Origin of the sequence: Streptomyces humicola, assembly GCF_024436035.1 — a bacterium.
GTDB lineage: Bacteria > Actinomycetota > Actinomycetes > Streptomycetales > Streptomycetaceae > Streptantibioticus_B > Streptantibioticus_B humicola.
This window is the reverse complement of record NZ_JANFNG010000005.1, coordinates 115880-127383: the sequence shown is the minus strand read 5'-3', so window position 1 is coordinate 127383 and position 11504 is coordinate 115880. Positions and strand designations below refer to the sequence as shown.

The window sequence follows — 11504 nt, the reverse complement described above, 5'->3', positions numbered from 1 at the left end:
CCGGGCGTCCGCCGGCTACGGCCCGCTCGTATGGCATGGACCTGCTGCGCGGTTCCGCTTTCTGTGGGCCGTCGATGTCCCGTGGGACGGGGCAACTCGCATCGAGGCGAGGGACTTCTCCCGGTGGCTGCAGGTCGCGGGGCAACCGGCGCGTCCGCACTGGCGACATCGGACTGCCGCCCTGTGGACTCCGGGCGGGAAGCCGTATGCGGCATCGGTCCGCGCACACAGCGAGACAGTGCTGCGGAACTTCTACGACTTCCACCGCGATACAGGCACCGGACCGATCCTCAATCCCTTCCCTCTGGACCGATCGCGCCGCGGGCGCCGGGCCCACGTTCATCACAACCCGATGGAGCCGCACCACAACGAGCGCGCCGGTCTCTACCGGCCCACGGTGCCCAAGCGGGTGCCCCGCAGCGTCCCGGACGAGGAGTTCAACGAGATCTTCACGCGGCTGCCCTCCCACCGGGACAGGGCCATGGTCGCCTTCTACGTGTCCACCGGAGCCCGCGCCAGCGAGCTGCTGTCCGCCACGCAGGGCGGGGCCGATCCGGGGCGCCAGTTGATCACGGTGGTCCGCAAAGGCACCGGTGAGATGCAGGAACTGCCGGCCTCGACGGACGCGTTCGTCTGGCTGCGGCTCTACCAGCTGGAGATGGAGGAGATGATCCCCCGCGGGCGCCGGCTTCCGCTGTGGTGGACACTGCGTTCACCGTCCCGGCCACTGACTTACCACGCGGCCCACCGGATGTTTGAGCGGGCCAACGCTCTGGCCGGGACCTCGGCGACGTTGCACGCGTTGCGGCACACGGCGGCCTACCGGATGGCGGAGGATCCCAGTCTGCCGCTCACGAATGTCCAATTCGTCCTTGGACATGTCCAGTTGACCACCACGCAGATTTACCTCACGCCCCGCAAGGAGGAGGTGATCCGTCGCGTGCTGGCCCATCATGCCGAGCAGACTCGGCAGGCGGCAGCGCGGACCGCTCCGACACCGGCCGTCGGCTACCGCTCCGAGACGCTCAGCGTCCTCTTCGGTGGTCAGCCGTGACGGCCACGATACTGACGCACCGGACGCTGAAGGCGGCGAGTTCGGCTGCGGCACTGAAGCTGCCGCGCGATCGGTTCCCCGCGCGCTCGGCCTCCAGCGCCTGGCCCGCCACCGAACTCGGGCGCGTGGATGTGTGGGAGCGGACGACCGGCACGCCGTTCGTCCTCGCGAACCCTGTCGTCCAGGGCAAGCGGGTCCGCGGTCTGGCTCATCTGCTGGACTGGCTGCACGACGTTCCGGGCGAGTCCTGGCAGCGGCGATGGCTGGCCAGCGGCGCCGAGGCGCTCGGTGTCCAGTGGCGACGGGCGCCCCTGGAGTGGCTCAGCGAACGTGGTCGATGCTCTCAATGGCTGCCGTCCGAGCTGTCCAACGGGATGAAGGTCTTGATCGGCGCCGATGTCATCCGCCCCTCGCTCGAGTGGCTGGTGTCCGCGCCTTCCTTGAAGAGCGACCTTGCTCCAGGGCTTGCCCTCGTGCGCGACCCGCACGGATACGCGCGACTGCGGGCACACTGCGACAGCCGGACCGACCTGTCGGCGTCTTCCCGTCGGCTCATCCTGCAGCGGACCGCCGTGATCCTTGCGGCCAAGGGCGGCCTGGTCGACGACATCACCCTCGGCGACGTCCTGGAACTCGCCGAGACCGAGACCGCAGTGCGCACGTCCTGGCCGAAGGACCTGCCCGTCTTCTACCGCACACTGCGCGACCTGGACGTCCTCGGCCCTCAAGCGCCCGCGGGCTGGCGCGAGTTGCGCACCGGAGGACAGCGAACTCCCGAGGAACTGATCGACCGCTACGAGATCGAGTCCCGGCCCGTCAGAGACCTGCTCGTGGACTACCTGCGAGAACGCCAGCCGGGACTGGACTACAACAGCCTGCGCGACCTTGCGTACTTCCTCGGCTGCCGCTTCTGGAAAGACCTTGAGCTCCACCACCCTGGCCTCGACAGCCTCCACTTGCCCACCGAGGTGGCCACCGCCTGGCGCCATCGCCTGCTGACCCGGCCGGAAACAGTCACCGGGAGGGACGGCGAGAAGACCGTCGTCCCCGTCGCCCGGATCAGCTTTCGCGAGTGCCTGATCAAAGTACGGGCCCTCTACCTGGATCTCTCCCAGTGGGCCATCGAAGATCCCGGACGTTGGGCACACTGGGTCGCCCCCTGCCCCGTCAGCCAGCAGGACATCGGGACCCGCAAATACAAACGACAGCACAAGTCACGCATGGATGCCCGCACCCGCGAGCGGCTCCCGGTCCTGCCCGTGCTCGTCCGCACCGTCGATCAGCGACGCAAGACCGCCGAGGCCCTCCTCAACGCGGCCCGGCAAGCCGAGCCCGGGGCCGCATTCACCGCCGGCGACCAGACCTTGATTCGCTCCGTCCTTCGCCCCGGCGCGTCCGTGACCACGGTCTGGGCGGACGACCCGAGCAGCGGCAAGCGCCGCGACCTACGGCAGGAAGAGGAGTACGCGTTCTGGGCCTGGGCCACAGTGGAAGTCCTCCGTCTCACCGGCGTCCGTATTGAGGAGTTGCTGGAGATCAGCCACCACAGCCTGGTGCAATACCGGTTGCCGACCACGGGTGAAATCGTGCCGCTGCTACAGATCGCTCCGTCCAAGACGGACGTGGAACGACTGCTGGTCGTCAGCCCCGAACTGGCCGAGGTGCTGTCCACCATCATCAGCAGAATCCGGGAACCTTCCGGACCCGTCCCGCTGGTCCCCGCCTACGACTGGCACGAATGCGTGTGGATGCCACCGGCCCCGCTGCTGTTCCAGCGCCGCTTCCGCACCGAGTTCCGCGCCATCAACCACGGAACCATCCGTAAAATGCTCCAGGCCGCTCTGGTCGGGACCGGCCTCGTCGACCCTGGCGACGGCCGCCCCTTGAACTACACCCCCCACGACTTCCGCAGGATGTTCATCACCGACGCCATCATGAACGGTCTGCCCCCGCACATCGCCCAAGTGCTCGTGGGCCACCAGGACATCAATGTCACCCTCGGCTACAAAGCCGTCTATCCAGACGAGGCCATCCAGGCCCACCTGGCCTTCCTCGCCCGGCGCCGCAGCCAGCGCCCCACCGAGGAATACCGGGCGCCCACGGACGAGGAGTGGGAGGAGTTCCTCGGCCACTTCGAACGCCGCAAAGTCTCCACTGGCCTCTGCGGCCGGGCCTACTCCACCCCCTGCATCCATGAACACGCCTGCCTGCGATGTTCCATGCACTGGCCCGACCCCGCCCAACGCTCCCGCATCGTCGAGATCCGCGACAACCTCATTGCCCGCATCGCCGAGGCCGAACGCGAGGGCTGGCTCGGAGAGGTCGAAGGACTACAGATCAGTCTCGCCGGCGCCAGCGACAAGCTCGCACAGATCGACCGACGTTCCACCACGACACCGATCAACCTCGGGATCCCGTCGCCGAGGTCACAAGAGTCGCCTCCGAACCAAGATCGCTAGTTCAGAGAATACGCCAGCGGATCCTGCTCCAGTGATCAACCCGAAGCGTTACCACCGATTACGGGCCAGAGCCTAAAACCTGATAGTCCCGCCTCGAGGACGGGCGTGGCGGGGCAGGCGGCATCGCATCGGTTTAGGGGGCGACCGGGTAGTGGCTGGTGATGGCGACCCGGTTCCAGGCGTTCATGACGATCGCGAGCCAGCTGATGGCGGAGACTTGCGCGTCGGTGAGGGAGCCGTCGTCCCAGGTGCGCCGCTCCGGGACGGTCAGTTCGGTGACCTGTTCGGCCAGGGCGACGGCGGCGCGTTCCTGGGGAGTGAAGCATTGCGACTCCCACCAAGCGGCCAGGACGGCGAGGCGGTCAGTGCTTGGCGAGGGCGTCGCGGGTGTGCATGCGCAAGCAGAAGGCGCAGCCGTTGAGCTGCGAAACACGATTTTCACCAGCTCGGCCAGCAGCGGGTCGAGCCCCGCCTCCTGCACGGCGGTGTCGGCCTGCGCGCCGAGCGCCCCCAGGTTCTTGTAGGTGGCAGGGTCTGCTTGCCGAGATTCACGCTGGTCATGGTCTTCCTTTTACGAAGGCGGTGTGCGTCGAGCGGTAGCTGGCCTGGCCGTCACCTCGGGGCGAGGGCGGGCCATCCTCGGTCAGCGCAGCCGAATCGGCTTTGGTGCCCGGCGACCATCCGCGCGGATGCGCCGACCGTACGCGGGTGGAACCCGCAGGTATCGAAACGTGCCGTACCAGCTGCTCACGGGAGTGGACCTGCTCGGGGCGCTCCACGAGCCGGGCCAGCAGGGCGAACTCCATGTAGGTGAGGTCCAGTTCGGCCCCGTCCAGTTCCGCGACATGCCGGCCGGTGTCGATGCGGACCGGCCCCTCCGACGGGTACGGCCCGCTGCGAACCGGCGAGTTGTCCCCTACGCGCAAGGAGCCGAGCACGTCGAGCGAGGGGTTCGGGATGTCGTCGAGGTCCACGGAGCGGATGTGCGGCCGCAACCCCGTACGGGCGAACAGCGCGACCGGATCGGTGTCCTCGGGCAGCAGAACCAGGTAGGCGACGAGCGGTGACGCACCGTCACTCGCCGGGCGGGATGGCTCCTCCTCGGAAGCGAGGCGCAGACGGCGGGGAGCAGGATGCAGGGTGGGAACGGGGGCGGGGGAGGGCAGCGCCACGGTCATGGCGGTCGTCCTTTTGCTGGGTGGGGTCGGATCGGTACGCGGTTCGGCGCGAGCGGGCGGGGACGGGGCGGTCGTGTCAACCGCAGGCCGGCCCCGGGCGCTGCCCGACCGGAGGGGCCCACACAGTCCGCACGGGGACGCGTGAGGCTGGGACGCGGGAATGCTCACGGGCGGGCGGCAACGCCCGCCTCGGCTTCAGGCGCGTCGGCAGACCACGCGGCGACGCGCCGGTAGTCGACGTGCCGACGGCGTACGAGCGGCTGCTGCGTGCGGGACATGACCCCATGGTCGTCGCTGGTGTTGCCGCCCGTCAATAGCTTTCCTACGAAATCGATAGGGATAGTGAAGTATGCCACGCCGCGGCCTCGGGCGGTCCTCCAGCGGGCCTCGGGCAGGTGCCTCGGCGAGTACCGCCGGTCGAGTTATGCGGCGTGCCCGTGCCCGATAATGCGGCCATGCGGATCTCGGCCAGGGCGGACTATGCAGTGCGGGCTGCCGTGCAACTCGCGGCGGCTTCGGAGGCCGGCCCGCTGAAGGCGGAGGCGATCGCGGACGCCCAGGAAATCCCGCACAAGTTCCTCGAGAGCATCCTGGGCGACATGCGGCGGGGCGGGCTCGTGGCGAGCCAGCGAGGTCTGCGCGGCGGCTACCGCCTCGCCAGGCCGCCCGAGTCCATCAGCGTCGCGGACGTCATCCGCGTCGTCGACGGACCGCTGGTGTCGGTGCAGGGGGTGCGTCCGCCAGACCTGTCGTACTCCGGCCCAGCCGCATCGCTGCTCCCGCTGTGGATCGCCCTGCGGGCCAACGTCCGCCAGATCCTGGACGGCGTCTCCCTCGCAGACGTCGTCTCAGGGCAGCTGCCTCCCCAGGTCATGGCGCTCGCCGACGACCCGGCCGCCTGGACGAACCCGTAGCGGCGGGCGCGGGCCGCACCCGTGACCACTGTCCCGTCTATCGAAACGGGCGTGTCCGTCTGGTGGATCCCCCCTTGCTCACAGCCTGTCGCACACGCAAGCTAATCCCTACTAAATCCATAGGAAAAATAGGGAACGTGTGAGGTGGCCGTGAGGGCGCTGGTTCCGTACGACCCCCGGGTGCGGCGATGAGCGGCACCGCGACCGATGCCATCGCCGCAAGCGAGGACTTCTGGCAGCGCGTCGCCTGCGAACTCGCGGACGACCTCGCGGTCGACGCACTCGACCGGGACAGGGCCGGCAAGCCGCCGGACGATGAGGTGGCGCGGCTTCGCGAATCCGGCCTGCCGGCCGCCCTCGCTCCGCCCGGCGCGGCGGGTGGGGGCATGGCCTGGCAGGACGCCTGCGCCGTCGTTCGCCGGATCGCCGCCGCTGACGGCTCCATGGGTGAACTCCTCGGCCGGCACTACGTGTTGGCCTGGAGCCCCCGGTTCTTCGCCACTGCGGAACGCGCCGCCGTGCTGGAAGACCTCGCCGTGCGGGAGCAGTGGCTGTGGGCGGGCGGCGCCTCCCCGGACCCGTACGACGGCCCCCGCCTCAACGACGAAGGCGCCTCCCTCGCCCTCACTCCCGCCGCCCACGGCTATCTCCTCAGCGGGCACCGAGCCTTGGCCGCGGCGGTCACCGTCGCCGACCGGCTCGTCCTCGACGCCGTCTGTACCGCCACGAACGAGACGCTCGTCGTACTCGTGGACCCGCGCCGCCCCGGCGTCAGCCGGAGCCTTCGGCACGACCGGTTCGGCCAGCGGCTCACGGGGGCGGGCACCGTCCACTTCGACGACGTCGTGATCGACCCGGACGAGGTGGTCGGACCCGCCGTACGCGACGAGGACGTGATCGCACCCTTCGCCGCGCTCGCGCCCCTCGCGATGCGGCTCATGCAGGCCCACGTCGCGCTGGGGATCGCCGAAGGGGCGCTGGTTGAGGCCAGGGACCTCAGCCATGTCGCGTTCCGTACCCGGCCGACCGTCGGTGGCGCGGATACCGCTATGGGCGCGCTCGCAGGTGGCCTGGACTCCGATCTCCTGCTGGCCTTCGGTCGGCTTGCCCTCGCCACCAACACCGCGTCGGCGGTCGTCGACCGCGCAACGGCCGCCATGGCCGGGGCACTCGGCGCAGGATGCGGGTTGGACCACCGGCAGTTCGCGGACACGGCCGCACACGTGGCGACCGCCGAAGCCGTCACGGTCGAGGCGGCCCTGCTCACCGGCGAGCGGGTGCTTGAACTCACCGACACCGAAGGGCTGGACCGCTATTGGCGCAACATCCGCGCCCTGGTGGGCCCCCGTCCCTGCGCCCCCACACTGCGCTCCATCGGCGACCACTTCCTGCACACCACAGGCAGCCTCCGCGCACCATGGAGCTGACCTACGACGTCTCGGGCGCCGCATGCTCACCGGTCTCGGGCCCAGGCCCGAGACCTCGACGGCGCCGACGGCGCCGACGGCGCGACTACGAAACTCAGTGGCGAGCGCGACACAAGCGCCGACTTGACCAGCGGCCCGCCCCCTGCGAGCCTGCCCCCATGTCGACCAGCAGGCGCTTCTTCGAGCGACACCACGTGGACCTCGTCCGCGTGGCCAGCGCGCTGTGTCGCAGCGGCCGTCCCTGACGGCCGCGCCGGGTGTACCGAGGCGCGGCATTTCCTGCGTACCCGTCCGCCTCGACACCCCCAAGGAACCCTCGTGTCCATCGCATCGCCCTCCATCGGCGCCTCCCTGCCCCATGCCGCCGCGCTCAGCCCCGCCCAGCTCGCCGACCTCGCCGACCGTTTCGCCGAGCGCCGGGGGCTCTGGCTGCCGCACGTCCGCTACCAGAGCCCCGACCGCTACTACACCCGCTTGGAGCTCTCGCAGACGTACGAAGTGTGGCTCCTGACCTGGCTGCCCGGCCAGGGCACCGAGATCCACGGCCACGGCGGCTCCAATGGCGCGTTCACCGTCATACGCGGCGAGCTGACCGAACGGACCTTTCCGCCCACGTCCTACCCGGTGCATCCGACGCCGCGCCGGCTGCGGGCCGACGAGGTACGGGCCTTCGGACCTCGTCACGTCCACCAGGTCACCAACGAGGCCACGGCCCCGGCCGTGAGTGTCCACGCGTACTCCCCGCCGCTGGCCACGATGTCGTACTACCGCCAGCTGCCCGACGGTCGGTTGATGACCGAGCGCATTGACGGAGTCGCCGAATGACCGGGATCGACCGCCATCTCGCCGACGTCCGCACCGGCCTCGACCGCCTCGAACCCTTCGAGGCCTACCAGGCGGTGCGTGAGGGCGCGCTGCTCGTCGACACCCGGCCCGCCGGAACACGTCGCGTCGAGGGCGGCATCCCTGGTGCCATCGTCATCGAGCGCAACCACTTGGAGTGGCGCTGCGACCCAGCGAGCGACGGCGCATTGCCGCAGGCCACGAACACCGACATCCAATGGATCGTCTTCTGCGACGAGGGCTACGCCTCCTCGCTGGCCGCGGCGTCCCTGCGGACCATCGGTCTGTCACGCGCCACAGACCTCGTCGGCGGCTTCCGCGCGTGGCGCACGGCTGGGTTGCCGGTGACCGACTGACCGACCCAGATCCGGGGGCGGCCGCCAGGAGTTGAGTGACGGCGGGAAGTGAAGTCCCTCGACTTCCCGGTATTCATGGGGCGGACCTGGTGTCACCCGTATGTGTCATCTCTTTTCTGACGCATCGTCGGCGATGGCGCCTTTGTGTGAGCCTGGCGCTTATGGGTGCTCATGATGACGCTGGCGGCCGGTGTGGTGGCACGGGTGATGCTGCCAGAAGTCGGCCGCTGTCCTTCCGGTTTGAGATCTGCGTGGTCGAGGCTCAGAAGGACAGGGCGGAAGCGGCGGCCTTGGCCCGGCAGCAGGCCGCTGCGATCCGTGATGTGCTTCTCTGGGTCGCCGAGCATTCGGGGTGGGCAGCTGCGCCAGAGTCGCGTACGGGGGATGAGGCCGGCTCGGCATCCCGAGAAGTCGGCTGTCAAGCGCCGTGCTCGCACCGACCGGATGATGGATCCGTGTGATCAGGGAGTATCACAGAGTGCGGCCCTGGTGCTAGCTCCAGTTACCCCCTATGACTCGAACCTGCGGCGGTCCCAGAAGGCAGGATCGCCCGCTGATCTGGCCTTCTACCTGCGATAATGCGTTCCGGCGCGCATTGATCTTCTAAGCGGACTCTGCAGTTCATCGCACTCATCGGTAGGGGCGCCGGTAGTTCAGATGGCCCCTCTGACCTGCGGAAACACGGTCAGTGAGCGTTGTGCACCCAACTTGCCACAACGCGAAAACCGACGTTCTCGTGGAGGGCCCGGTTTTGGCGCTCCCACCAGTCCACGCGAAGCAGCGCCGAGACGGCTATCGGCGCGACGACTCCAAGGAGGCGTAGGTCTGTCCCCGGACAGAATGTCAACAGAACCCGGCGCACAGGTCGACTCATCCGCCATTGGGCCCCTGACCAGGTAAAACGCGCTGGTCGGGGCCAGCGTCCTACTATGCGTGTGCCCCTGTCTACCTGCGATTTCCCGGGAGTTCCCGCGTGACTGTGCAACCGTTGTGCTATGGGCCTACAGGGGCCGCCATGGCTCAATACAAGCTCGGTACGGGGCACGGTGGGGATTACAGCTCCCGCGCATGACTGACGCACGCCACCCCGCACCTCACCGCGCTCCCCGCCGCTGTGATTAGACGGGCCCGGCGGTGGCTCCCCGTCGTCCCAGAACAATTGCTCCGGCGACGCGGCCCGTTGCGGCGCATGGGCCCTATTAGGGCGCCGGGCGGCGGAACGGAGTTGCTCCTGGCCGCAGGTTCGAGTCCTGGGTAGGAGCAGCAAATCATGGGAAGCCGAATCATTGCAGTTCAGCGCGCCATCGCTGGTGGTTACGGCGACCGTCTCGCTCTGATTGGGTACCCGCGGGCAGCCGAGATGCTCTGCGCAGGTCCCGTTCATCTCATTCTTCTTCCGCCTGGTGAAGACGGTGTACTCGGTCTCGGCGTCGGAGACCATCTCGCCGGTGTCCGGATCGACGAAGGCATCCGGGTAGCGAATCGGACTCCAGGCGTCCTCATCGCCGCCGCGATCGCGGCGGCGATGGCAGGGTTCATGCCGGTGGTCAGCACCTTGTGCCGGTCGGCCTGCACCTCCGTGCTCCCACCAGCGAACACCCTTCCGTCACATGGTAGTTGACACCAGTTTGGAAAGCCCCGGGCCGCCTGTGGCGGGCCCAGGGCGCGAACTTCAGCTCTTCGCCGCGGCCGCCGTGGCCCGGGCGGCAGACGCCCGGGCCACTTCGAGCGCTTCCTCCCAGCCGGCCCTGCGCCCGATCAGCCCCTGGTACTTGGCGTTCTCGGCCGGGCGGTTGACGGTCAGGGCGCCGATCAGCCGGTCGCCGCTGCGGTAGAGCGCGGTGAACTTGCGGTCGGTGACCTGGCCGGAGACCACCTCCATGTGCTCCGCGTCGGGCAGCCCGGCGAACTGGATCTTCCGGTCGTACCAGTCGGACCAGAAGTACGGCACGGTTTCGTACGGCTGCTTGCGGTCGGGGTCGATCGCGTTGCGCGCGGCCTCCGCGCCCTGCTCCGACGCGCTGGTCCAGTGCTCCAGGCGCATCGACCGGTCGAAGAGCGGGTTGTGCCACCTGGCCACGTCACCTGCGGCGTAGACCCCGGGCACGCCCGCGTTGAGCGTCTCGTCGCAGACCACGCCGTTGTCGAGGGTCAGCGAGGAGGACTCAAGCCAGCCGGTCTCCGGCGCGGCCCCGATGCCGACGACCACCAGATCGGCGTCGAGGACGGTGCCGTCGGAGAGATGGACGTGCTCGACCCGTCCGTCGCCGCTGAGCTTCGTCACCGCGGTCCCGCACCGCAACTCCACCCCGTTGGCGCGGTGGAAGTCGCCGACCGCCACGCCCATTTCCTCGCCGACCGCGCGGGCCAGCGGCGAGGGCAGCGCCTCGACGATGGTGACCGGCAGGCCGCGCTTGTGCGCGGCCGAGGCCACCTCGGAGCCGATGAAGCCGGCCCCGACCACCACGGTGCGCGCGCCCGCGTCGAGCGCGGTCCGCGCCGCACGGGCGTCGTCGACGGTGCGCAGGGTGAGCACGCCAGCGAGCCCGTCGGTGCCGGGCAGCGCCCGCGGGGTGGCGCCGGTGGCGATGACCAGCGCGTCGTAGCCGATCCATTCGTCACCAACGGCGACCCGCTGTCCCTCGGTGTCCAGCTCGGTCGCCGGGGCGCCGAGCCGCAGGTCGATGTCGAGCGCGCCGAACTTCTCCGCGGTGCGCAGGAAGGGCGGCTCCGGCAGCGGTCCCGCGTTGAGGAACTGCTTGGACAGCGGGGGCCGGTTGTACGGCTCGTGCTTCTCGGACCCGATCAGGGTGATCGTGCCCGTGAAGCCGGCCCTGCGTGCCGCTTCCACCGCGTGCAGTCCGGCGAGTGACGCGCCGACCACGACGAGGCGCTGTGCGGTCATGTGGCGGGATCTCCTTCGAACGCGGCGACCAGTTCGGTGTCCACGCCGAGCGGTCCGACGACCCCGGCCCCGCCGGGCGCGCCGAGCGGCTCGTCGCGTCCCGGCAGTGGCTCGGTGAAGAACCGGGCGTTGTCGGCGATGAACGCCTTCTTCGCCTCGGGCACCTTGCGGTCGCTCTTGATCGCGCTGACCGGGCAGACTGGTTCGCACGCACCGCAGTCGATGCACTCGGCCGGATTGATGTAGAGCTTGCGACTGCCTTCGTAGATGCAGTCGACAGGGCATTCTTCGATACACGTGCGGTCTGTGACGTCGATGCACGCGTCGGTGATCACGTAGGGCAAGACGGCCTCATCTCTCCGGCCCCA

At 69.2% G+C, this 11504-nt stretch carries 10 protein-coding genes; 6 read left to right on the top strand and 4 right to left on the bottom strand.

Annotation, left to right across the window (positions count from 1 at the left end):
- Positions 1-352 precede the first annotated feature (352 nt).
- Both NGB36_RS09630 and NGB36_RS09625 read left to right on the top strand, forming a co-directional pair.
- Positions 353-1054, top strand: a complete 702-nt coding sequence (locus NGB36_RS09630) for a tyrosine-type recombinase/integrase (protein ID WP_255919752.1) — start codon at positions 353-355, stop codon at positions 1052-1054.
- Complete coding sequence (locus NGB36_RS09625; protein WP_255919751.1) at positions 1051-3513, top strand: site-specific integrase; 2463 nt, start codon at positions 1051-1053, stop codon at positions 3511-3513. Before NGB36_RS09630 ends, NGB36_RS09625 begins: the two co-directional genes overlap by 4 nt.
- Positions 3514-3875: 362 nt before the next feature.
- On the opposite strand, the gene NGB36_RS33395 is transcribed toward NGB36_RS09625, so the two are convergent.
- Together NGB36_RS33395 and NGB36_RS09615 are read right to left on the bottom strand one after the other, a co-directional pair.
- Complete coding sequence (locus NGB36_RS33395) at positions 3876-4061, bottom strand: carboxymuconolactone decarboxylase family protein (protein ID WP_255919869.1); 186 nt, start codon at positions 4059-4061, stop codon at positions 3876-3878.
- Between the two features lie 9 nt (positions 4062-4070).
- The gene (locus NGB36_RS09615) at positions 4071-4691 is read right to left on the bottom strand and encodes a winged helix-turn-helix domain-containing protein (protein ID WP_255919750.1); all 621 of its coding nucleotides are present in this window, start codon (positions 4689-4691) and stop codon (positions 4071-4073) included.
- Positions 4692-5146: 455 nt separating this feature from the next.
- Between NGB36_RS09615 and NGB36_RS09610 the strand changes: the two genes are divergently transcribed.
- From NGB36_RS09610 to NGB36_RS09595, 4 genes are all read left to right on the top strand, one after another.
- Positions 5147-5605, top strand: a complete 459-nt coding sequence (locus NGB36_RS09610) for an RrF2 family transcriptional regulator (RefSeq protein WP_255919749.1) — start codon at positions 5147-5149, stop codon at positions 5603-5605.
- Between the two features lie 188 nt (positions 5606-5793).
- Positions 5794-7032, top strand: a complete 1239-nt coding sequence (locus tag NGB36_RS09605) for an acyl-CoA dehydrogenase family protein (protein WP_255919748.1) — start codon at positions 5794-5796, stop codon at positions 7030-7032.
- Positions 7033-7350: 318 nt separating this feature from the next.
- Positions 7351-7857 carry a cysteine dioxygenase gene (locus NGB36_RS09600; RefSeq protein WP_255919747.1) on the top strand — a complete coding sequence of 169 codons (507 nt, stop codon included), beginning with the start codon at positions 7351-7353 and terminating at the stop codon, positions 7855-7857.
- Positions 7854-8231: a rhodanese-like domain-containing protein gene (locus NGB36_RS09595; RefSeq protein WP_255919746.1), complete on the top strand. Its 378-nt coding sequence runs from the start codon at positions 7854-7856 to the stop codon at positions 8229-8231. Before NGB36_RS09600 ends, NGB36_RS09595 begins: the two co-directional genes overlap by 4 nt.
- Positions 8232-9903: 1672 nt before the next feature.
- Here the strand turns inward: NGB36_RS09595 and NGB36_RS09590 are convergent.
- Positions 9904-11136 (bottom strand): NAD(P)/FAD-dependent oxidoreductase, encoded by a 1233-nt coding sequence (locus tag NGB36_RS09590; RefSeq protein ID WP_255919745.1) that lies wholly within the window; start codon positions 11134-11136, stop codon positions 9904-9906.
- Positions 11133-11480, bottom strand: coding sequence for a ferredoxin (gene fdxA / locus NGB36_RS09585; RefSeq protein WP_255919744.1), 348 nt, complete (start codon positions 11478-11480; stop codon positions 11133-11135). The genes NGB36_RS09590 and fdxA overlap by 4 nt, the downstream gene beginning before the upstream one ends.
- Between the last annotated feature and the right edge of the window lie 24 nt (positions 11481-11504).